General features: G+C 70.9%; 20 protein-coding genes. 11 read left to right on the top strand and 9 right to left on the bottom strand.

Features of this window, described 5'->3' with window-relative positions; translation table 11 throughout:
* The first annotated feature begins 56 nt into the window (after window positions 1–56).
* The gene (gene helR / locus RH864_RS02645) at window positions 57–2,222 is read left to right on the top strand and encodes an RNA polymerase recycling motor ATPase HelR (protein ID WP_310515945.1); all 2,166 of its coding nucleotides are present in this window, start codon (window positions 57–59) and stop codon (window positions 2,220–2,222) included.
* Window positions 2,223–2,242: 20 nt separating this feature from the next.
* Here the strand turns inward: helR and RH864_RS02640 are convergent, their stop codons facing one another.
* Complete coding sequence (locus RH864_RS02640) at window positions 2,243–2,854, bottom strand: zinc-binding alcohol dehydrogenase (protein WP_310515944.1); 612 nt, start codon at window positions 2,852–2,854, stop codon at window positions 2,243–2,245.
* Between the two features lie 115 nt (window positions 2,855–2,969).
* Here RH864_RS02640 and RH864_RS02635 point away from each other — a divergent pair, with 115 nt between their 5' ends.
* The 3 genes from RH864_RS02635 to RH864_RS02625 all read left to right on the top strand — a co-directional run bounded on the left by RH864_RS02635 (window position 2,970) and on the right by RH864_RS02625 (window position 5,357).
* Window positions 2,970–3,419, top strand: coding sequence for a hypothetical protein (locus RH864_RS02635; RefSeq protein WP_310515943.1), 450 nt, complete (start codon window positions 2,970–2,972; stop codon window positions 3,417–3,419).
* A gap of 63 nt (window positions 3,420–3,482) precedes the next feature.
* Window positions 3,483–4,595, top strand: a complete 1,113-nt coding sequence (gene purM / locus RH864_RS02630) for a phosphoribosylformylglycinamidine cyclo-ligase (protein ID WP_310515942.1) — start codon at window positions 3,483–3,485, stop codon at window positions 4,593–4,595.
* A gap of 3 nt (window positions 4,596–4,598) precedes the next feature.
* The gene (locus RH864_RS02625) at window positions 4,599–5,357 is read left to right on the top strand and encodes an LLM class oxidoreductase (protein ID WP_310515941.1); all 759 of its coding nucleotides are present in this window, start codon (window positions 4,599–4,601) and stop codon (window positions 5,355–5,357) included.
* 117 nt (window positions 5,358–5,474) lie between these two features.
* On the opposite strand, the gene RH864_RS02620 is transcribed toward RH864_RS02625, so the two are convergent.
* Window positions 5,475–6,917 carry an amidohydrolase family protein gene (locus RH864_RS02620; protein WP_310515940.1) on the bottom strand — a complete coding sequence of 481 codons (1,443 nt, stop codon included), beginning with the start codon at window positions 6,915–6,917 and terminating at the stop codon, window positions 5,475–5,477.
* A 269-nt stretch (window positions 6,918–7,186) separates the two neighbouring features.
* On the opposite strand from RH864_RS02620, the gene RH864_RS02615 reads away from it, so the two are divergent.
* The 3 genes from RH864_RS02615 to RH864_RS02605 all read left to right on the top strand — a co-directional run bounded on the left by RH864_RS02615 (window position 7,187) and on the right by RH864_RS02605 (window position 10,259).
* Window positions 7,187–7,900, top strand: coding sequence for an SDR family NAD(P)-dependent oxidoreductase (locus RH864_RS02615; RefSeq protein WP_310515939.1), 714 nt, complete (start codon window positions 7,187–7,189; stop codon window positions 7,898–7,900).
* A 137-nt stretch (window positions 7,901–8,037) separates the two neighbouring features.
* Window positions 8,038–9,270: an acyl-CoA dehydrogenase family protein gene (locus tag RH864_RS02610; protein WP_310515938.1), complete on the top strand. Its 1,233-nt coding sequence runs from the start codon at window positions 8,038–8,040 to the stop codon at window positions 9,268–9,270.
* A complete protein-coding gene (locus tag RH864_RS02605) occupies window positions 9,267–10,259 on the top strand; it encodes an alpha/beta fold hydrolase (protein ID WP_310515937.1) in 993 nt (330 codons plus the stop codon). The genes RH864_RS02610 and RH864_RS02605 overlap by 4 nt, the downstream gene beginning before the upstream one ends.
* Window positions 10,260–10,424: 165 nt before the next feature.
* Here the strand turns inward: RH864_RS02605 and RH864_RS02600 are convergent, their stop codons facing one another.
* Window positions 10,425–11,654, bottom strand: a complete 1,230-nt coding sequence (locus RH864_RS02600; RefSeq protein ID WP_310515936.1) for an acyl-CoA dehydrogenase family protein — start codon at window positions 11,652–11,654, stop codon at window positions 10,425–10,427.
* Window positions 11,655–11,786: 132 nt separating this feature from the next.
* Between RH864_RS02600 and RH864_RS02595 the strand changes: the two genes are divergently transcribed.
* Complete coding sequence (locus RH864_RS02595; protein WP_310515935.1) at window positions 11,787–12,266, top strand: MarR family transcriptional regulator; 480 nt, start codon at window positions 11,787–11,789, stop codon at window positions 12,264–12,266.
* Between the two features lie 8 nt (window positions 12,267–12,274).
* Here RH864_RS02595 and RH864_RS02590 read toward each other — a convergent pair whose 3' ends face one another.
* The 6 genes from RH864_RS02590 to RH864_RS02565 all read right to left on the bottom strand — a co-directional run bounded on the left by RH864_RS02590 (window position 12,275) and on the right by RH864_RS02565 (window position 17,919).
* Complete coding sequence (locus RH864_RS02590) at window positions 12,275–13,363, bottom strand: zinc-binding dehydrogenase (RefSeq protein WP_310515934.1); 1,089 nt, start codon at window positions 13,361–13,363, stop codon at window positions 12,275–12,277.
* 11 nt (window positions 13,364–13,374) lie between these two features.
* On the bottom strand, window positions 13,375–14,196 hold the full coding sequence (locus RH864_RS02585; protein WP_310515933.1) for an ABC transporter ATP-binding protein: 822 nt from the start codon (window positions 14,194–14,196) through the stop codon (window positions 13,375–13,377).
* Between the two features lie 11 nt (window positions 14,197–14,207).
* Window positions 14,208–15,059: an ABC transporter permease gene (locus RH864_RS02580; protein WP_310515932.1), complete on the bottom strand. Its 852-nt coding sequence runs from the start codon at window positions 15,057–15,059 to the stop codon at window positions 14,208–14,210.
* On the bottom strand, window positions 15,059–15,895 hold the full coding sequence (locus RH864_RS02575) for an ABC transporter permease (RefSeq protein WP_310515931.1): 837 nt from the start codon (window positions 15,893–15,895) through the stop codon (window positions 15,059–15,061). The genes RH864_RS02580 and RH864_RS02575 overlap by 1 nt, the downstream gene beginning before the upstream one ends.
* Before the next feature lie 85 nt (window positions 15,896–15,980).
* Window positions 15,981–17,009, bottom strand: coding sequence for an ABC transporter substrate-binding protein (locus tag RH864_RS02570; protein ID WP_310515930.1), 1,029 nt, complete (start codon window positions 17,007–17,009; stop codon window positions 15,981–15,983).
* Between the two features lie 208 nt (window positions 17,010–17,217).
* The gene (locus RH864_RS02565; protein WP_310515929.1) at window positions 17,218–17,919 is read right to left on the bottom strand and encodes a GntR family transcriptional regulator; all 702 of its coding nucleotides are present in this window, start codon (window positions 17,917–17,919) and stop codon (window positions 17,218–17,220) included.
* Between the two features lie 178 nt (window positions 17,920–18,097).
* On the opposite strand from RH864_RS02565, the gene RH864_RS02560 reads away from it, so the two are divergent.
* The 3 genes from RH864_RS02560 (at window position 18,098) to RH864_RS02550 (ending at window position 20,815) form a co-directional block, all read left to right on the top strand.
* Window positions 18,098–18,934 carry an SDR family NAD(P)-dependent oxidoreductase gene (locus RH864_RS02560; RefSeq protein WP_310515928.1) on the top strand — a complete coding sequence of 279 codons (837 nt, stop codon included), beginning with the start codon at window positions 18,098–18,100 and terminating at the stop codon, window positions 18,932–18,934.
* Between the two features lie 135 nt (window positions 18,935–19,069).
* The gene (locus RH864_RS02555) at window positions 19,070–19,996 is read left to right on the top strand and encodes an SDR family oxidoreductase (RefSeq protein WP_310515927.1); all 927 of its coding nucleotides are present in this window, start codon (window positions 19,070–19,072) and stop codon (window positions 19,994–19,996) included.
* Window positions 19,997–19,999: 3 nt separating this feature from the next.
* Window positions 20,000–20,815, top strand: a complete 816-nt coding sequence (locus RH864_RS02550) for an N-acyl homoserine lactonase family protein (RefSeq protein ID WP_310515926.1) — start codon at window positions 20,000–20,002, stop codon at window positions 20,813–20,815.

Genomic DNA, 20,815 nt, shown 5'->3' with positions numbered 1-20,815 from the left:
GGTCATGGCGGAGAATGATCGGCCGACGCCACGAACATTCGATCGGAGCCGACCCCGTGCACCCCATCGCGACCCAGGTCTTCGACCTGCCCGAACGCCTCGCCGCCAAAGCGGCCCCCGCACTCATCGCGGACGACGAAGCGCACTTCGCGGCCATCGCCGCGACCCTCGACCAGACGATCGCCGAGCTCACCGAGCGCCTCGAGCGCACCCGCCGGGCGCCCGGCGTCAAGGGGCAGGCCGCGCTCGAGCGCGACCTCGAGATCCACCGGCTGAGCGCGCGGCTGCGCACGCTCAGCCGGTTCGGCCTCGATCTCTGCCTCGGCCGGGTCGTCGTGGCGGATGCCTCGGAGCCGGTGTACATCGGACGGTTCGGCCTGACCGACCAGCACGGACGCCGGGTGCTGCTCGACTGGCGTTCCCCGGCGGCCGAGCCCTATTTCGGTGCGACGCACGCGAACCCGATGGGGCTCGCGAGCCGCCGCCGGTACCGCTGGGCGCGCGGGCGCATCGTCGACTACTGGGACGAGGTCTTCACGCCGGACGGTCTCGAGCAGCGTGCGGCCCTCGACGACCAGCCGGCGTTCATCGCGAGCCTCGCGGACAGCCGGACCGAGCGGATGCGCGATGTGCTCAGCACGATCCAGGCCGACCAGGATGCGATCATCCGCGCCGGCTCGCACGGCGCGCTCGTCGTCGACGGCGGCCCGGGCACCGGCAAGACGGTCGTCGCGCTGCACCGCGCCGCCTACCTGCTCTATGCCGACCCGCGCCTGCGCGGCAGCCGCGGCGGCGTGCTCGTCGTCGGACCGCACCAGCCGTACCTGGCCTATGTCGCCGATGTGCTGCCCGGCCTCGGCGAGGACGGCGTCCAGACCTGCACGCTGCGCGACCTCGTGCCCGAGGGCGCCGACGCCCGCGACGAGACCGATTCCGCGGTCGCGCGTCTCAAGGCATCGGGGCGCCTCGTGCGTGCCGTCGCGACGGCCGTCGAGGGCTACGAGACGCCGCCCGCCGAGGGCCTGCTCGTCGAGACCGACTGGTTCGACCTCGAGGTCGAGCCGGCCGACTGGGAGGAGGCGTTCGCCGCGGCCGACCCGGCCACGCCGCACAACGAGGCGCGCGGTGAGGTCTGGGAGGCCCTGCTCGACGTCGTGGTCGACCGGCTCGACGCGGACGTGCTCGACGGGGACCCGCGAACGCTCCGCCGCGTGCTCGCGCAGCACGAGGAGCTCAGGCGCGCCTTCAGCCGGGCGTGGCCGCTGCTCGATCCCGCGGGCGTCGTCGCGGACCTCTGGAGCGTGCCGTCGTATCTGCGGCGCTGCGCGCCGTGGCTCTCGGACGACGAGGTCGACGCGCTCCAGCGCGGGCACGGGGGTCGGTGGACGGTCTCCGACCTGCCGTACCTCGACGCCGCCCGGCAGCGCATCGGCGACCCGGAGGCGTCGCGACGCGAGCGACGCCGTGCCGCCGAGCTCGCGCAGCAGCGCGAGCGCATGGCCGACGTCATCGACGACCTCATCGCCGCCGACGCGGCGAGCGACGACGGGGTCGGTCTCGTGACCATGCTGCGCCGTGAGGATGCGCAACACTCGCTCGTCGACGAGTCGGCCGTGCCGAGCGCGGCCCCCGACCTGCTCGCCGGGCCGTTCGCGCACGTCATCGTCGACGAGGCGCAGGAGCTGACCGACGCCGAGTGGCAGATGCTCCTGCTGCGTTGCCCGTCGCGCAGCTTCACGATCGTGGGCGACCGCGCGCAGGCGCGGCACGGGTTCACCGAGTCGTGGGCCGCGCGGCTCGAGCGGGCCGGGCTCGACCGGATCGAGCTCGCCACGCTCGGGGTCAACTACCGGACCCCGGCCGAGGTGATGGCCGAGGCCGAGCCGGTCATCCGTGCGGTGCTTCCCGACGCGAACGTGCCGACGTCCATCCGTCGCAGCGGTGTGCCCGTCACCCACGGCGCCGTGTCGGAGCTCGGTGCGATCCTCGACGCGTGGCTCGCCGAGCACGACGAGGGCGTGGCGTGCGTGATCGGCGCTCCGTCGTTCGAGGCGACGCCGCGCGTGCGATCGCTCACGCCCGAGCTCGCGAAGGGGCTCGAGTTCGACCTCGTCGTGCTCGTCGACCCGGACCGGTTCGGCGACGGCATCGAGGGCGCGGTCGACCGGTACGTGGCCATGACCCGTGCGACGCAGCGGCTGGTCGTCCTCACGAGCGGCTGAGCCTCACGAGCGGCTGAGCCTCACGCGAGCTCGGCGATGATCGGGTGGATCGCGTCGTCGAACGCGGCCGGATCGGCGCGCAGCGTGTCGGTGACCGCGACGGTCATGCTGCCGATCCACCAGACGCCGCGGGTCTGCAACGGCATGATCTCGACATTGAGCTCGAACGAGTGCGCGCGCCGCCCGACCTCGCGTTCGTGCTCGGCGATCGTTCCCGCGTACGCGCGGTACGAGTCGCCGTGGCGCGCGCTCGCCGCCGCGCGGTAGGTCTCGTGGGCTCGGTCGGCCCACGTCCGCGCGCCGTCCGCGAGCGGCGCGATCGCGGAGCGCAGCTCGTCCGCGCCGGTGCTCGGCACGGCGATCTCCGTACCGTACTCGGGCACGAGCTCGAGCGGCACCTCCGACGGGTGCGCCTCGGGCTCCACCGTCATGGCCCACCACGCGCGCCACTGTCGTTCGAGGGCGTCCTGGCGATCGGTCGCCAGCCGTTCACCGAGCGCCGCGAGCCCGCGCAATCGCGGCAGCTCGACGGGCGAGGCGATGCCGAGGACCTCGCGGAGGTAGAGCGCGAGCAGCACCGCGCGACTCGCATTCTCGCGAATCACCCACGATGGCGTCGCACCCGCGTGCATAGCCCGGAGTCTACGCGCACCCGCGGCGAGCCCGAGCTCGGCTCGCAGAGAGCGAGCGACCCTCCCTCATGGATGCTAGTATGCAGAAATTCAACTGCGACCGATGGGAGCCGCGATGTACGCCACCACCATTCGAGCCGCCGTCGCGACAGCGGCGACGGTCGCGCTCGCGCTCACGCTGGCGCAGCCCGCCGCGGCCGAGGCTGCGACCGCGAACGCTTCGGAACCATCGGAGATCATGTACGTCACTCCGACGTGGCAGGTCCCGGTGTCCGCGAAGCTCACCCCGGTCCGGCCAGAGCCGCAGTTCTGCCCGCCGAGCCATCCCTGGCTCATCGGGCAGAAGAAGGAGTTCGCCCCCAGCCGTCAGATGCCGCTCGGCACCGAGGCGGTCACGACTGCGTACTTCCTGCAGCTCAGAGTCAACTCGATCGTCCAGGGCGCCGGCGACGGCAAAGCGGGCGGCGTCGGCGACATCCGTCTGTTCAACGACGGGGTCAGCGACATCGCGGTCCACTTCCGGCTGTTCTGCACGAACGACGTGAATCGCGCCTACCCGCGGTGACCCGCGGTGACCCGCGGTGACCCGCGCGATCGTCGCGGGGGCGTGGCCCGGTAGCCTGGACGGGTGAGCGCCAACTCGTCCTATGCCGCGGCCGGAGTCGACACCGCCGCCGGCGATCTCGCCGTCGAACTCATGAAGGCGTCGGTCGCGAAGACGCACGGGCCGAATGTGCTCGGCGGCGTCGGCGGCTTCGCCGGGCTCTACGACCTCTCGTTCGTGAAGGAGTACGCCAAGCCGCTGCTCGCGACCTCGACCGACGGCGTCGGCACGAAGATCGCGATCGCGCAGGCGCTCGACGTGCACGACACGATCGGGCAGGACCTCGTCGGCATGGTCGTCGACGACATCGTCGTGGTGGGTGCGACGCCGCTGTTCATGACCGACTACATCGCGTGCGGCAAGGTCGTTCCCGAGCGCATCGCTGCGATCGTCACCGGTATCGCGCGCGCGTGCGCCGAGACCGGCACCGCGCTCGTCGGCGGCGAGACCGCCGAGCACCCCGGCCTCATGGGCGCCGACGACTACGACGTCGCGGGCGCCGCGGTCGGCGTCGTCGAGGCGGACCGCGTGCTCGGTGCCGAGCGCGTCGCCGACGGCGACGCGATCATCGCGATCGAGTCGAGCGGGCTGCACTCCAACGGCTTCTCGCTGGTCAGGCACATCCTGTCCCAGCGCGGCATCGGGTACACGGATGCCTCGGCCGAGCTCGGCTCGACCTGGGGGCAGGCCCTGCTCGAGCCGACGCGGCTCTACGCCGGCCCGCTCGTGAAGCTGCTCGCGCACGATCGGCTCGGGGCATCCGTTCACGCCCTCTCGCACGTGACCGGCGGCGGACTCGCCGCGAACCTCGCGCGCGTGCTGCCGCGCGGGTCGTGGGCCGAGGTCGACCGCTCGACGTGGTCGCCAGCGCCCGTGTTCCGCGTGCTCAACGACCTCGCGGGCACGACGCTCGAGTCGACCGAGGGCACGTGGAACCTCGGAGTCGGATTCTTCGCGGTCGTCGCCGCCGACACCGCCGACGCGGTCATCGCCGAGCTCGGCGCCCTCGGACTGCCCGCGTGGCGTACGGGCACCGTGAGCCTCGGCGAGCGGCCGCGATCGGGCGAGACCTGGGAGCAGGGCGCGAAGGGCGTCGACGGCGGAGCCGTGCGCCTCGTCGGAAGCTACGCCGGGTAGACCGTGGCCAGGCGCACCGCGGTCTCGATCGGCATCCACGGCCGGACTCCGGCCGACGCGGTGCGCGCGCTCGCGCCGCGCCTCGAACGCCTCGGGTTCGCCACGCTCTGGATCAACGACGTGCCGGGCGGCGACTCGCTCGCGGGCCTGCGCGTCGCGGCCGAGGCCACGACGGCCCTGGGGCTCGCGACCGGCGTGATCCCGCTCGATCGCCGGCCGGTCGGTGACCTCGACCTCTCGGGCCTGCCCGCCGACCGGACCACGCTCGGCATCGGATCGGGTGGTGCGCGTCGCCCGCTCGGGCTCATCGAAGGCGGCCTCGCCGAGCTCCGGGAGCGGACGAAGGCCCGGCTCGTCGTCGGCGCGCTCGGGCCCAGGATGCGGCGGCTCGCCGCCGAGCGGGCCGACGGGGTGCTGCTCAACTGGTTGAGTCCGGCTGCCGCGGCCGAGGCCGACCGCGAGCTCCGGCGCGACGCGGGCGAACATGCCGTGCGGAGCATCCTCTACGTGCGCACCATCGCCGACGAGTCCGCGCGCCCCGCGCTGGAACGCGAGGCCGCGTCGTACGGGGCGATCCCGGCCTACGCCGCCAACTTCGCGCGGCTCGGCATCACCCCGCTCGAGGCGACGCTCGACGGACCGGAGCGCCTCGCCGGGTTCGAGGTCGTCGACGAGCTCGTGCTGCGCGCGATCACCCCGACCGGATCGCTCGCCGAGCTCGAGCGGTTCGCCGAGACGACGGCGACATGGCTGCATGCGTGACGAGGCCGACGCGCAGAGCGTGACCGTCGAGCGCGGACCCGCCGAACCGGAGTGAGCACCGAGCAGGCCCCGCGTGCGCGGGGCCTGCTCGGTGCGTGTCGCGTCGGCGCGTGCGGGTCAGTTCGCCTGCGCCGCGTCCGCCTTGCGGTACTGGTACGGGTTGCTGAGGATCTCCGTCTCGGGGATCTCCGGGTTCATGCCCGCCCTCCAGGTGTCGTCGCCGAGCTCGCCCTGCAGGTACGAGACCGTGTCCTCGAGCTTCGCCCGGACCGACGGCAGGTCGCCCGCGACCAGGCGGCCGTCGAGCTTGACCGGGGAGCCGCCGACGAGCACGGTGTGCACGTCGCCGCGGCCCGCCTGGTACACCACATGCCCGTACGGGTTCAGGATCGGCGTCATGGTCGGCGAGTACTCGTTCTTGATCAGCACGACGTCGGCGAGCTTGCCCGCTTCGAGACTGCCGACCTTGTCGTACGCACCGAGCGCCTTCGCGCCGCCGCGCGTCGCCCAGTCGACGACCTCCTCGACGCGGATGGTCGCGTGCGTGACGGTGTCGTCGGTCTGGTGCGCGATGTAGTGCTCGAGCGCACGGTCGGCGCCGATCGTCGTGCGCATGGCCGAGAACATGTCCGAGCTGAACCACACGCTGGTGTCGACCGAGAGCGAGGCGCCGATGCCGTGCTTGCGCAGCGCGTGCGCGGGCGGGTAGCCCTGGCCGCAGGTCTGCTCGCTCTCGGTCGAGAGCGAGACGGTTCCGCCGGTCGCCGCGATCTTCTGGTACGACTCGTCGCTCAGCGTCGCGGCGTGCACGTAGACATTGCCCTCCTGCATGACGCCGTTGTCGTACATGATCCGGATGCCGTTGTCGTTCGTCGCACCCCACACACCCGCGTGCGTGGTGATCTTCAGGCCGAGCTCGCGTGCCGCCTCGAACGCGGGGCGCTCGGGGAAGCTCTCGTCGCCCGGCACGTCGAACGCGATCTGGGCGCCGAGCAGACGCGAGTCGTCGCGCGCGCGCTCGATGACGCGGCGCACCGCGGGATCCCGCAGCCACTCCCAGGGCGCACCCGCGAGGTTGCCGTAGGCGAACACGAAACGGCCGGGCGACGTGGCGAGGGCCTCGTACGCGGCCTCACCGTGCTCGGGCGTGCGCAGGCCGTGAGACCAGTCCACGCTCGTGGTGACACCGGACTCGACGGCGTCGAGAGCCGACACGAGATTGCCGGCGGCGACGTCCTGCGGGCGGAACTTCATGCCGTGCTCGAGGTAGTACCAGACGAAGTACTGGGTCAGGGTCCAGTCGGCGCCGTAACCGCGCATGGCGGTCTGCCACATGTGCCGATGGGTGTCGATCATGCCCGGCATGACGATGCCGCCCTTGGCATCGATCTCGAAGGTTCCGTCGGGCACCTGGAGCTGCCGCCCGACCTCGGCGATCTTGCCGTCGACGACGAGCACGTCGCCCTCGGGCAGGACCGTGTGGGCATCGTCCATCGTCAAGACGATCCCGTTGCGGAACACGATGGGCTGACCGGGCTGGGGGGCCGGCTTGTCGCTCATACTGACGCTCATCCTCCTTGATTCGCTGTCGCGTGCACGCCTCGCGCGCACGTCCCCGGGGCGGCCAGCGATGTGCGTCGCTTGACTTTGCCGTACCGGTCGACTTGACTCAGGTTAAGCACTGCTGAACACGGTTGTCCAGTATCACTTGGCTCAATCCGCCCTCCGGCGCCCGTCGAGTGGGCCGCGGTGTGCCGACCGGGGCAGCCGGCGCGTCGTTCGCCCGCTGCACCGCGCGGGCTTCGGATCACGCAGGGAAAGGCAGCGGAGTGGCAGGCAGTGACAAGACGATTCTCATCGTCGGCGGGACGTCCGGGATCGGGCTCGAGATCGCACGGGACAGCATCGCGCGGGGCGACCGGGTCGTCATCACCGGACGCGACCAGGCGCGCGCCGACGAGGTCGCGGCCTCGCTCGGGCCGCAGGCCACCGCTGTCGCGCTCGACATCTCCGAGCCGTCGACGATCGCCGGCCAGCTCGCGCCCGTCGGCGAGGTGCACGGGCTCGTGCTCGCGGCGATCGAGCGCGACGCGAACACCATCCGCGACTACGACATTGATCGGGCGATCCGTCTCGTGACGCTCAAGCTCGTGGGCTACACGGAGACCGTGCACGCCCTCCTCGACCGGATGGAGCCCTCGGTCGAGACGGGGATCGTGCTCTTCGGTGGCCGGGCGAAAGACCTGCCGTACCCCGGCTCGACGACCGTGTCCTCGATCAACGGAGGGGTCACGGGCCTCGTGAACACGCTCGCGCTCGAGCTCGCGCCGATCCGGGTCAACGCGTTGCACCCGGGGATCATCGGCGACAGTCCCTTCTGGGCGAACAAGCCCGCCGAGGTGCTCGAGGGTCACGAGCGGCGCACGCCGGGCGGGGCGCTTGCCACGATGGCCGACGTCGTCGACGCGACCCAGTTCCTGCTGCGCAACCGTGGCGTCTCAGCGGTGAACCTCTACGTCGACCGGGCTTCCGCGCTCACCTGATCGGGGCATCCGCCGGGTCCCTCTTGCGCATTCGCGTGGTTCGTAGGATTGTATGATCAACCGACACCGCGGGCCCGGCGGGCATCTGCCTCGCCGAGCCCGCGGCGGCCACGGCTTCAATGACGAAGGGGAACGACATGACTGATGCGCAGCTGGCCGGTGGGGTCGCCATCGACACCCAGGCGCTCGAGGACCGCCTGGTCCAGGCCGCGCGAGACCTGCGGCCCGAGCTGATCGCGAGCGCGGCGGACGCCGAGGCGGTGACGCACATCCCCGAGGCGTTGCACCGCAAGTTCGAAGAGGCGGGCTTCTACCGCATGTACATCCCCCGCGCACACGGGGGGTACGAGGTCTCGCCCACGACGTTCTTCAAGGTGGTGATGGAGCTCGCCCGCGGCGACATGGGCATCGCGTGGTGCTTCTGCCTCTCCGCGAACCACGCGCTGATGTTCGCCAACTGGTTCCCGGAGGAGATCCACGCGGAGGTCTACAACGGCGGCGACTTCCGTGCAGCGTCGATGTACGCACCGACCGTGAAGGCGACGCCGGTCGAGGGCGGCTGGGAGTTGAACGGCACCGTCAACTACTGCTCGGGAATCCCGTACTCGACGTACTTCCTCGGGCAGTGCATCCTGCCGGGCGGCGCCGAGGGCGGCGGGCCGCGGGTCGGGCTCTACGTCGCCCCGCAGGACACCTACGAGATCCTCGACGACTGGGGCAACATGCTCGGCCTGAACTCGTCGGGCTCGAACAGCATCCGCTTCGACGGGGCCTTCCTGCCCGCCCGGTTCATGGTCGAGGACGCCAACCTCGTCGACTACGCGTACGACGGCGAGAGCCCGGGCTCGCGAGCGTACGGCAACCCGATGTACTCGGCCCGGCACATGAGCTCGTTCGCGCTCGCTCTCGCCGTGCTCTGCCTCGGTGGCGCCTACGGAGCGCTCGACGAGTTCGAGGCGCAGATGCGGACGCGCAAGACGACGGTGCCGCCGTTCGTGCCGCGCACCGAGGATCCCGACTTCCTGCGCTACTTCGGCGGCGCGCTCGTGAAGCTCGCGACGGGGGAGGCGGCGACCTGGAACGCCCTGGAGACCTGGTTGCGGTACGCGGAGGAGAACACGGCGGGCATCGCCCCGTTCAGCGCCGCGAAGGACAACCTGCTCGGCGGCATCGGCCGAGAGGTCATGCTCCAGGCCTGGGAGGTCGTCGAGCGGGACCTCTACCGCACGATCGGCTCGTCCGCCTCGAAGAAGGGCGAACGCTTCGAGCGCATCTTCCGGGACATGGCGCAGGCGGCCGGGCACCGGAACCCCCAGCTTCGCGATGTGACGTTCCGGATGATCGCCAAAGACGCGCTCGGGATCGCATGACGATGACCACCGCGACGCTTCCCGAGGAGTTCGCCCGCTACCCGCTCCGTACCGTCCGCCGAGGCCACTTCTGGATCGCCGGCGAACGCGTCGACGGCGCGAACGGCACGGTCCAGCGCGCACCCATGTTCGTCGAGTGGGAGGCGCCCGAGCAGATCACCAGGCCCTACCCGCTCGTCCTCGTGCACGGTGGCGGCGGACAGATCACCGACTGGCGGGGCACGCCCGACGGGCGGCCCGGCTGGTCCGACCGTTTCGTCGACGCCGGATACCTCGTGTACCTCGTCGACCGGCCCGCGCACGGGCGGTCGTGGGCGCATCCCGACGTCGTCGGCGCACCGGGGCCGCAGTTCAGCTACGAGATGGCGATCGGGCTCTTCGACACGCCGATCCCAGGCCACGACCAGTCCACCTGGGGTGGCGGCATCGGCGACCCGGGACTCGACCAGCTGATCGCCTCGATGGGATTCCTCTCCGAGGACCTCGCCGAGTCTCAGCGCATGGATCAGGAGCGACTCGCACGCCTCCTGGATCGCATCGGCCCCGCGGTGCTCGTCACGCATTCGGCGGGCGGACCGGCCGGCTGGCTCGCCGCCGACGCCCGGCGTGAGGCGGTGCGGGCCGTGGTCGCGATCGAGCCGATGGGGCCGCCGTTCCACGAGTTCGCGCCCGGCTCGCGGCTCGACTGGGGCCTGACGGCGGCACCGCTCACGTACGATCCGCCCGTCGCCGATCCCGCCGAGCTCGGCGCCGGACGTCGGGTGCCCGCGCTCTCGGGCCTGCCCGTCGTCGTGGTCGTCGGCGAGACCTCGCCGTTCACGGCGTGGGCGCCGCAGATCGTGGACTACGTGAACGCCGCGGGGGGCAGCGCCGAGTTCATGAACCTCGGCGAACACGGCGTGCGCGGCAACGGTCACGCCATGATGCTCGAGAAGAACTCGGACGAGGCGGTTCAGCCCATCCTCGACTGGATCGCCCGCATCGACTGAGCCGGCGCGCCCCCGAGGCATCCGCCCGCCCACCCGCCCGAAGCATCGCGCGCCCGCGCTCGCGCTCGCCCGAGGCATCCGGTTGTGGGGACGCGAATGGTCGCTCGATCCCGAATCGAGCGACCATTCGCGACCCTGCTGAGCTGCGTGCGCGGAGCCCAGCGGTCACATGGTGAGCGGCTGGCCCAGGAGCACCCGGCCCTCGGAGGCCAGCAGCACATCGTGCTGTGCGCCGATGTGGGTGCGGTACATGGCCGCGTCCAGGTAGTACTTGCCCATCCGGGCGCCCGCGAGCGCGGCCGAGGTCGTGCCGGCCGTCGTGAACGCGATCTCGATCGCCTCCTGTGCGAGCTTCGCCGCCTGGACGATCTGGCCTCGGATGCGGACGTCGTCGGCGGTGGTGAACTCCGGGCCGCCCTCGGTCCACTCCCGGTTCCGGCGCTCGAGCTCGCGGACGGCGCCCAGCAGGAGCGTCTGGGATGCCTCGGCGAGCGAGGTGATCTTGCCGTACCAGAGCTGGTACTCGGGCGACTCGGAGCGGGGGATCCGCGGCGGGAAGCTCGACCCGCGCTCCATGAGGCGCTCGTACTCGTCCATGCAGGCGAGCGCCGCGCCGACCTGGGTCTGCGTGAGCCCGGCGATGAAGAAGGCCGAGGTGCGGCCGAGGTAGAGCGGGTTGCCGTGCAGGCGATACCCGGGCGTGCCCTCCTCGCCCCAGACGATGTCCTTGAAGTTGAACGGCACGACGCAGAAGTCGGGCACGAACGCGTCCTCGATCTCGATCGAGTTCGAGCTCGACGCGTGCAGGCCGATGGTGCGGCCCGCGCCCCAGTCGTCGAGGATCGTGTAGTCCTCGCGCGGCACGATGAACATGAAGAGGGGGTTGCTGCCGTCCTCCTGCTCGATCGGCGCGACCGGCATGAAGTGCGTGCTGTACGTGCAGCCCGAGTTGTAGTCCCAGCGACCCGAGAGCCGGTACCCGCCCTCGACCTTCGTCACCTGCGCCTTCTGCGGGAACGCGCGAGAGGGCGCGACGAACGGCGAGACGGTGAACACCTGCTCCTGCGCCGCTTCCGGGAAGTGGGACGCGAACTGGTACGCGTGGCTCGCGCCGAGCTCCCAGGACCAGCCGACGCCGGGGTCGCCGCGGGAGATCTCGATGGCGACCCGGAAGAAGGTCTCGAGGTCGACCTCCAGGCCGCCGTACCGCTTCGGCCGCAGGAGGTCGTACAGCCGGCCCTCGACGAAGGCCTCGTGGATCTCGGGCGAGTACGTGCCGAGCTCCGCGTGCTCGGGCTGCAGCTCGCGCAGCCGGTCGCGGAGCGCGGCCGCGCGAGCGACGAGCTGCTCGGCGGTGGGGCGGTCGGTGGCCAGGTCTTCCTGCAGCAGCGACATGGGGTCGTCTCCGGTTTCGCGTCGTTGCGGTCCGGCAGGTCGCCGGACTGTTTATTATACGTGTTATAACTATAGGGTCCGCCCTCCTCCGACGCAAGGAGCCGCATGTCAGACCCCCGCTACACTCGACGCATGACCGGGGAGGCGACGCGCGACGAGCTGCTCGGCGCGCTCGGTGAGCGCATCATCGACACCTTCCGCTACCTCCAGCGCGAGGTCACCGTGCCCCGCGAAGGCCTGATCCACGTGACGCGTTCCGAGGCCGACATCATGCGCATCCTGATGGAGGAGCCGGGCACGACCGTCACCGACATCGCGCGTTCCTTCGGGCAGCACAAGAGCAACACGAGCACCCGCGTGGCCGCGCTGGTCGACAAGGGCCTGGCCCGCAAGGAGACCGCCCCGGGCGACGGCCGCGAGGTGCGGATCTATCCCACGGAGGCCGCGGTCGCGAACCTCGCGAGGTATCGCGGTGTGTGGGCCACACAGCTCGGCTCGCTCTCCACGGCCGACGACGAGCACCTCGCGATCGCCGTCGAGGTGCTCGAAGAGCTCGCCGAGGCGCTCGCCGCCACATCGCGCACGAGGCCCGCGGGCATCGCCGACGTCTGAACCCCGGCTCAGAACGAGGTGAACACGCCGCTGAGATCGTCCAGCATGACGGAGGCGCGCACGACGTCGTCGATCTCGTCGAGCGAGTACTCGCGAGTGAGGATCGGGCCGGCATCGAGCTCGCCGCGTTCGAGCATGCCGATCCAGCGCGGGATGTCGACGTCCGGGGTGATCTGCCCGTTCTGACAGCCGATCACGCGCTTGCCGTGAACCGTGAGCTGCAGCTGCGGGAGCACGACCTCGGTCGCCGAGTGTGCGACGCCCATGAGCACGATCGTCCCGGCCCGGCGAGCCATGAGCACCGCCTGGCGCGTCGCCAGCTCGGGCCCGGCCGCCTCGATGACGACATCCGCGCCGCGGCCCCCGGTCAGCGCCCGAACGGCTTCGACCGGATCCTCGCCGGCCGCGTCGACGAGCTCGTCGGCGCCGAGCTGCCGCGCCGCTGCACGGCGCCCGGGGTGGCCGTCGATGCCGATGATCGTGCCCGCGCCGGCCGATCGAGCGCCCTGGACGGCCCACAGACCGAGGTGCCCGAGCCCGACGACGGCCACGGACTGACCCGGCTGCACGTCGGCGATCGTGGTCACGGCGCCCATGGCGGTGGAGATGCCGCAGCCGAGGAGCGCCGCGGTGGTGTCCGGCAGCGTGTCGGGCAGACGGTGCAGCTGGATGCGGTCGACGAGCAGGTGCTCGGCGTACGCGCCGACCCGGCCGGCGGCGCGCACCTCACGGCCGTCGGGCAACGCCGCGACGACGGGGTCCGAGGAGTCCATGAGCACCGAGCACTGGTCGGGGCGTCCGATCCCGCAGTAGTAGCAGTGCCCGCACTGGGGCGTGGCCGCGACGAGGACCCGGTCGCCCGGGCGGAGGTCCGCCACCTCGTCGCCGCACCGCTCCACGACGCCGACCGCCGTGTGGCCGAGGATGACCGGCGGCACCTTGCGACGCATCCCGCGCCAGCCCATCCAGTCCGTCGCGCAGAACGGCGCCGCGGTCGTGCGCACGACGAGCTGCGTGTGGCCGGGCTCGCGCAGCTGCACCTCGCCCAGCGTGAAGCCGCTTTCGAACGCGGTGAGCACCGCCGCGCGGGTCGTCATGGCGGCCGTGGTCAGGCGCCGTGGATGAGTCGTGCGACATGCCCGCGGAGGTGCACGAAGTCGGGCTCCTCGCGGGTCGTGATCTGGTCGCGCGGCTCCGGCAGGTCGATCTTGAGGTCCTCGGCGAGCGTGGCGGGCGGGCGCGAGAGCACGAGCACGCGGTTCGCGAGGTAGACGCTCTCGTCGATGTCGTGCGTGACGAAGAGGATGGTCATGTCGTAGTCGCGGCGGATCTGCAGCACGAGGTCCTCGAGGCCTTCGCGCGTCTGCGCGTCGACCGACGCGAACGGCTCGTCCATGAGGAGCAGCTTCGGCCGGTACGCGAGCGCTCGTGCGATCGCGACGCGCTGCTGCATGCCGCCCGAGAGCTGCCACGGGTACCGCTTCTCGAACCCGCTGAGACCGACCGCGGCGAGGGACTCCTCGACGATGGCGTTGCGCTCGGCCTTGGACTGGGCCGACCCGGCGAGCGGGAACGCCACGTTCTTCTCGACCGTGAGCCAGGGCAGCAGCGAGCGGCTGTAGTCCTGGAAGACCATCGCCATGCCCTCAGGCACGTTCGTGATGCGCTTGCCCGCGACCCAGACCGCGCCGGACGTCGGCACGAGCAGACCGGCGAGTGTCCGCAGGAGGGTGGTCTTGCCCGCCCCCGAGGGGCCGACGATCGAGACGAACTCCCCCGGCTGCACCGAGAAGGAGAGGTCGCGGATCGCGTGGTGGGTGCCGCTCGCGCCGCTGTAGACGTGTGAGACGTGGTCGACGACCACGAGCGCGCCGGGCTCGCCCGGGACCTGGTCGGAGGTGGTGGTGGTGGTGGCCTGCGTGTCGGTCATGGTCGGTCCTCTTAGATCTTGGAGCGGGAGAGCTTGTGCCACGACAGGACACGGCCCTCGATGAAGTCGAGCAGGGAGTTCAGGAGCAGGCCGAGGATCGCGAGCGCGAGCATCCACGACCACATGTTCAGCAGCTGGAACCGGCCCTGCGCCTGCACGAGCTGGTAGCCGATGCCGTTCGTGGCCAGCATGAACTCGGACACGATCGCGAGCAGCAGAGCCGCGGTGCTCGCGATCCTGAGGCCGGCGAAGATCTTCGGCATCGCCGCGGGCAGGATGATGGTGAAGAGCCGGCGGGCCGGAGAGACCCGGAACACGCGGCCGAGGTCGAGCATCGTCTTGTGGATCGAGCCCACGCCGGCCGCCGTGTTGATGAGGACGAACCACGAGACGCCGTACGCGATGAAGACCACGCGCATGTCGTCGCCTCCGCCGAGCAGGATGATGAACAGCGGCAGTGTCGCCGTCGCGGGGATGGACCGCAGGAACTCGACGATCGGGGTCACGGTCTCGCGGGCGGCGCGACTGAGGCCCATGCCGGTGCCCACGGCGATGCCCCACGCCGAGCCGATCGCGAAGCCGAGGAGCATCCGGCCCACGGTGGCGAGGAAGTCGTTCCTGAAGACCTCGGTGACCAGCTGATCCCCGCCGAACAGGAGCGTCCACAGGTTCTCGGCGATCGCGATCGGCGGCGGGAAGAAGGGGGAGGGCGCCAGGGTCGTGGCGAGCTGCCAGAGCGCCACGAGCACGATGAGCGGAACGGCGAAGTACGCCAGGCTGACGAGCGCCTTCTTGCCGCGTCGCGGGCGACGGGCGACCGGGATGCTGTGCGTGTAGACGGAACGCGGAGTCGTGGCGGTCATCAGTTGCTCTCCCGGGTCGTCGAGTCCCAGCCGAAGTAGCGCCGTTCGGCCCAGCCGATGGCGAGGCTGATCAGCAGGCCGAGAATGCCGGCGGTGATGGTCGCGGCGAGCACCGCGAGATACGAGTCGGCGTCGCCGTATGCCCGCTCCCGCGAGATGAAGGCGCCGATGCCCTGCGCGCCGCCCGCGATGAGCTCCACGGTGATGACCACGATCAGGGCGATGGACGACGCGATCCGGATGCCCGTCACGATGAACGGCGCCGAGGAGGGGATGATGATCCGGCGCACGACGCCGAACCGGCCGACCCCGAAGCTGCGCGCCATCTCCTTGGCGTACGGGTCGACGTCGTTCACGCCGTAGAGGGTGTTGAACATGATCGGCCAGACCGCGGCGAAGACCACGATCACGAGCTTCATCTCGAGGCCGGCGCCGAGGATCAGGAGCACGAGGGGGATGAGCGCCACGGGAGGGATGGGGCGCATCAGCTCGACGGTGGCCCTGGCCGCGCGATACGCGGGACGGAACAGGCCGAAGAGGATGCCGAGCGGGATCGCGATCACGCTCGCGATGAGCATGCCGTAGACGTACGTCAGGAGTGTGGCGAACACGTCCTCGCGGAACGCGGGCTCGCCCCACAGGGCGAAGGCCTCGGCGACCACGCTCGAGAACGGCGGCAGGAAGGCGGGGTTGACCAGGCCGGACCTGGAGATCAGCTCGAGGATCACCGCGAGGCCCGCGACGCCGGCGATGCCCCGCCAGATCGCGGTCGCTCGGCGGCTCAGCCTGGGGCCGGACGGCCGGCTGGCCGGCCTGGTGTCAGTGGCGATCGCCAACGTCGACTCCTTCGTCATTCTGGTGGGGCGGGGCGATCGGGCGGGCGGCACGCGTGACGCGCGGCGCCCGCCCGATCGGCCGGGTTCAGCAGTTGTCGGGCACGGGGAGGATGTACGGCGCGAAGTCGAACTCCTCGGCCAGGCGACCGCTCGAGTGGTAGACCTCCGCGTTGCGCTGGATCATGTCCTCGCGGTTCGTCGTCTGGTACTCGAGCATGACCTCGTTGGCCGCGACCGCTTCCGGCGCGCCGAGGAACGAGGAGAACTGCGTCTCGAAGAACGCGCGGTCCTCGGCGAGCGCGCCCTGCGCCGCGAAGATCGAGCACTGGATGGCGGCGATGGTGTTCGGGTTCTGCTCCACGAACGCGCGGGAGGCGACCCAGCCCGACTCGGCCATGTCGACGTACTCGCCGTCGCCGTAGTCGAACACCGTCACGCTGTCGAGGCCCTTCACGGCCGCGAGCGTGGGCCCGACGGCGCTCGACGCGTCGATCGTGCCCTGCTCGAGCGCGGCGGCGACCTCGCCGTAGGGCAGCTCGACCCAGTCGACCGCCTCGGGGTCGAGCCCCTCCTTCAGCATGGTGTCGCGGAGCTTGATGGCGTGGCTGCTCGTCAGCGAGATGACGTTCACCGTCTTGCCCTCGAGGTCCTCGAGGCTCGTGATGCCCGACGAGGGCAGCGCCTCGAGCGAGCCGGTCCCGGGCGTGCTCGCCCAGCCCTCCGCGATGACGATGAGGTCGAGGCCCTCGTTGATGGCATCGATCGCGCCGAAGTAGCTCGTGTTCACCGCGGCAGCGTCTCCCGAGATCACCGCGGTCACGGCGACGCCGCTGTTGTCCACGAAGTACGGCTCGATCGTGAGCCCGTACTCGCTGCCGTACTCATCGGCCGCGACCTGCAGGGGGATGGTCCCCGGGCCCTTGATGCCGGCGAGGGCGACCTCCGTCACCTCGGGGGCGTGCGGGTCCACGTCGGCCGCTTCGATGGGCGCCGCGGAGTCGGATCCGCCGCCTCCGGAGCAGCCGGCGAGCAGTGCTGCGATGCCGAGTGCTGCCGTGCCGGCGAGGAGCCGCCCGGCGCGGGTACGTCGGGGGTGCAGTGCAGGGGCAGTCATGTGCAGTCCTCTCCATTGAGACACAGAAGCTATCTTTGTCCGACAATAGTACGGTCATGTCGTCAGGTGTCAAGCTGCGTGTCGAGGCCGCGACGATCGGGGCGCGCACGCGAGAGGCTCGCCGAACGCCACCGCCGTCGAGGCCGGCGGGGTGTCACGTCCGGCGCCTGGGCGGGTCGGTTCCGGGCGGCGATGCTTGCGCCGGGAGCTACCCGGCCTGCCGCAGCTGCTTGAGTGCGGTCTTCGCGGCGTTGCGCAGGTGTACCGCGTACAGGCGGGCGGCATCGGCGGCCTTCCGCGCCTGCGCGGCCTCGACCACCAGCCTGAGCTCGGCGGCGGCCTCGTCGGCGCGGCCGGGCTCGCTCATGGAGGTCGCGCGCAGGAGGCGCACGCGAGCCTGGATCCCCTCGATGATGTTCTTCAGCGCCGGGCTCGCCGCACCCTCGATGAGCACCTCGTAGAGCCGGTCCTTCGCCTCGAGGATGACGAGGATGTCCTCGGAGTCCGCCGTGGTCTCGGCGAAGTACTCGACGGCCTCGCGCAGTCGGACGAGCTGATCGTCGGTCGCGCGGCCCACGAAGCGCTCGACGAGGATCGACTCGAGCACGGTTCGGATCTCGTACAGGTCTTCGGCCTCGGCCAGCGACGGGGCGGTCACGACCGCGCCGCGCTGAGGGATGACGGTCACGAGCCCCTCGCTCGTGAGCTCGCGCAGCGCCTCGCGCACGGTCGTGCGGGACACGCCGAGCTGGTCGATGAGCTCGCGCTCGACGAGCCGTTGCCCGGGGCGCAGCCGGAACTCGAGGATCGCGGTCCGCAGTGCGGTGATGACCTGCTCGCGCAGCGGGGCCGCCACGCGGTCGACCGCTGCGTTCGGCCAGGCCTGGGCGAGAGTGTTCGGAGACGCCATCGTGGATCCTTACTGCCAGCTTGGTGGCGATCATACCGTCGGCCCGTCTGCCGGACGGCGGCTCGCCGGGGCGGTGGGCTCGTTGGTCCATATATATTATCGTCAGACAATCTGAGATGAACCCGTTCGACGCGGGATCCGGGATCGGCCGATGGGGGCCGGGGAATGGAGCGGAACGATGGCGTACGCAGGTCTGGACGGCAAGGTGGCGATCGTCACCGGTGGCACGGGCGGCATCGGGTCGGCGGTGGTGACTCGGCTGTCCGAGGCCGGGGCGAGGCTCGTCATCGTCGATCTGGACGCCGATCGGGCGAAGGCGGCGGCCGACGCGCTGGACGGCGAGGCGATCGGCGTGGGGGCCGACGTCTCGACCGAGGCGGGCGTCGACGCGTATCTCGAGGCGGCGATCCAGACCTACGGGTCGGCCGACCTGCACCACCTCAACGCGGGCATCGCCGGCACGCCCGGCATCCAGCTCACCGACTCGACGGTCGACGAGTGGGATGCGGTCATGGGCGTGAACCTGCGCGGGCCCTTCCTCGGGACGCGCGCCGCGCTGCGGCACTTCGTCGCGACCGGTACGACCGGCTCCATCGTGGTCACCGCCTCCATCGCCAGCCTTCGCGGCGCGGCCGACCTGCTCGCCTACACCACGTCGAAGCACGGTGTCGTGGGGCTCGTCCACGGGGCGTCGGTGTACGCGGGGCCGATCGGGGTGCGCGTGAACGGCGTGGCGCCCGGCATCGTCCCGACACCGATCTTCGGGGAGGCCGGCATCCAGGACATGCGCAAGCGCGCGAGCACGTCACCGCTCCGCCGCGCGGGCGAGCCGGACGAGGTCGCGGCCGCGGTCGCGTTCCTGTTGAGCGACGACGCGTCCTACATCACCGGCACGGTGCTCTCGGTCGACGGCGGCGCGAGCATTCAGAACACCAACCGCTACGGCGGTGGCGCGGGCCTCTGGGACACGGCCCCGGTCGACGCCGCGCTGCTCGAGGCGTTCGGCCGAGGATGAGGACGAGCACATTTGGTGTGATTGTCATACAGTATTGACATCAGACCGTAAGACGAGAAACGATGGTGGCGGCGCGACCTCGCCGTCGGGGGCTTGTCGTCCAGAGTATTCGCGCTGTTTCAAAGGGGAAGCCGCATGTATGTCGTGACCGGAGTGAGCGGGTACGTCGGGGGTGCCGTGGCCGAGCGTCTGCTCGAGCGGGTGCCCGCCGATCAGGTGATCGTCACGAGCCGAGACGAGGCGTCGCTCGAGACCTGGCGCGCTCGGGGTGTCGATGTGCGCGTCGCCGACTTCGCGGACCGGGCGTCGCTCGAGGCGGCGTTCCGTGGCGGCGAGCGGCTGCTCATGATCTCGACCATGGAGGTCGGGCCGCGCCGGCAGCAGCAGCACCGGAACGCCGTCGAAGCCGCCCAGGCCGCGGGCGTTCGGCACCTCGTGTACACGTCGTTCATCGGCACCGAGAAGCCCGAGGTGGACTCGGTCGAGGTGACCGATCACAAGTTCACGGAGGCGCTCGTCACCGCGAGCGGACTCACGTGGAACTTCCTGCGCAACAACCAGTACGCCGACGCGATGGCCGAGAACCAGGCGGCGATCGCGATCACCTCCGGGCGGAGCATCGGGAACACCGCCGACGGGCTCGTGGGCTTCGTCTCCCGTGACGATGTCGCCGGGGTGGCCGCGAGCCTGCTCCTCGGCGACGGCGAGCCGGACACCGGCTACGACGTCACGGGGCCCGAGCTGCTGACCTACCGTCAAGTGGGCGAGATGATCTCCGAGCTGAGCGGTGCGCCGATCGAGATCGTGGACCTCACGGACGACGAGATGTACGCGATGTGGGACGCACTCGGCGTCCCGCGGGAGGCGACCGGTGACTTCTCGGCCTCGCCCGTGCCGTGGTGCAGCGACGGCATGGTCACGTTCGGCCGGATGATCCGGGCCGGACACCTCGCGAAGCTCACCGATGTGGTGGAGCGGTTCACCGGGCGACCGCCGCGGTCGCTCCGCGATCTCATGCTCGAACGGCGGCACACCTGGCCGCCCGTGCCCCAGGAGGCCTGAACGATGCCCGAACAGTACGAGGTCGTGATCGCCCAGTACGGCACCCGACAGGGCCACCGTGCCGAGGTCTACCTGAACTATCACATCTACGGGCAGCCCGACGGGCCGATCGGCATGGACTACTTCGTGTGGGTCATCCGGAACGACGAGCGCACCATCCTGGTCGACACCGGGTTCTCCCGGGCGGGCGGCGCGAATCGCAAGCGCACGTTCGTGAAGGACCCGTCCGAGATCTACGCCGCCCTCGGCATCGACACCGAGGCCGAGCAGACCATCGTGGTGACGCACGCGCACTACGACCACATCGGCAACCTCGCGATGTTCCCGAAGGGCGAGATCGTGATCGCGCAGGCCGAGTACGACTTCTGGACGAGCGGCCTCGGCGAGCGGGCGCAGTTCCGCTGGTCGACCGAGGACGAGGAGATCGAGCAGCTGCGCCTCGCGCACGCCGAGGGCCGGGTCCGCACGTTCACGGGGTCGCTCGAGCTCGCGCCGGGCGTCGAGCTGATCGAGCTCGGCGGGCACACGCCAGGGCAGTCCGCCGTACGCGTCGCGACGAGCGAGGGCGACGTGCTCCTCGCCTCCGACGCGGTGCACTACTACGAGGAGCTCGACGACGACCTGCCGTTCGCGTTCGTCGCCGACCTCCCGAAGATGTACGCCGGCTTCGACCGCGTCCGTGAGCTCATGGCCGACGGGGTCGCGCACGTGGTGCCGGGGCACGATCCCGCCACGCTCGACCGCTTCCGGCGCATCGACGACGGCCCGCTCGCCGGGATCGCCGCGACCATCGGCACGTCAGATCGAACAGGAGCATGA

This window comes from Agromyces aerolatus, from assembly GCF_031432255.1.
Taxonomy (GTDB): domain Bacteria; phylum Actinomycetota; class Actinomycetes; order Actinomycetales; family Microbacteriaceae; genus Agromyces.
This window is presented reverse-complemented; position numbering and strand designations above follow the sequence as displayed.

What these genes read in the sequence shown, in the direction of transcription:
- RH864_RS02555 (WP_310515927.1), top strand. Translation starts at nt 19,070, where the DNA reads ATGTATGTCGTGACCGGAGTGAGCGGGTACGTCGGGGGTGCCGTGGCC.
- RH864_RS02590 (WP_310515934.1), bottom strand. Translation starts at nt 13,363, where the DNA reads ATGACGACCCGCGCGGCGGTGCTCACCGCGTTCGAAAGCGGCTTCACG.
- RH864_RS02550 (WP_310515926.1), top strand. Translation starts at nt 20,000, where the DNA reads ATGCCCGAACAGTACGAGGTCGTGATCGCCCAGTACGGCACCCGACAG.
- RH864_RS02640 (WP_310515944.1), bottom strand. Translation starts at nt 2,854, where the DNA reads ATGCACGCGGGTGCGACGCCATCGTGGGTGATTCGCGAGAATGCGAGT.
- RH864_RS02635 (WP_310515943.1), top strand. Translation starts at nt 2,970, where the DNA reads ATGTACGCCACCACCATTCGAGCCGCCGTCGCGACAGCGGCGACGGTC.
- RH864_RS02580 (WP_310515932.1), bottom strand. Translation starts at nt 15,059, where the DNA reads ATGACCGCCACGACTCCGCGTTCCGTCTACACGCACAGCATCCCGGTC.
- RH864_RS02600 (WP_310515936.1), bottom strand. Translation starts at nt 11,654, where the DNA reads ATGTCGCTGCTGCAGGAAGACCTGGCCACCGACCGCCCCACCGCCGAG.
- RH864_RS02585 (WP_310515933.1), bottom strand. Translation starts at nt 14,196, where the DNA reads ATGACCGACACGCAGGCCACCACCACCACCACCTCCGACCAGGTCCCG.
- RH864_RS02570 (WP_310515930.1), bottom strand. Translation starts at nt 17,009, where the DNA reads ATGACTGCCCCTGCACTGCACCCCCGACGTACCCGCGCCGGGCGGCTC.
- RH864_RS02560 (WP_310515928.1), top strand. Translation starts at nt 18,098, where the DNA reads ATGGCGTACGCAGGTCTGGACGGCAAGGTGGCGATCGTCACCGGTGGC.
- RH864_RS02610 (WP_310515938.1), top strand. Translation starts at nt 8,038, where the DNA reads ATGACTGATGCGCAGCTGGCCGGTGGGGTCGCCATCGACACCCAGGCG.
- RH864_RS02595 (WP_310515935.1), top strand. Translation starts at nt 11,787, where the DNA reads ATGACCGGGGAGGCGACGCGCGACGAGCTGCTCGGCGCGCTCGGTGAG.
- RH864_RS02620 (WP_310515940.1), bottom strand. Translation starts at nt 6,917, where the DNA reads ATGAGCGACAAGCCGGCCCCCCAGCCCGGTCAGCCCATCGTGTTCCGC.
- RH864_RS02605 (WP_310515937.1), top strand. Translation starts at nt 9,267, where the DNA reads ATGACGATGACCACCGCGACGCTTCCCGAGGAGTTCGCCCGCTACCCG.
- RH864_RS02565 (WP_310515929.1), bottom strand. Translation starts at nt 17,919, where the DNA reads ATGGCGTCTCCGAACACTCTCGCCCAGGCCTGGCCGAACGCAGCGGTC.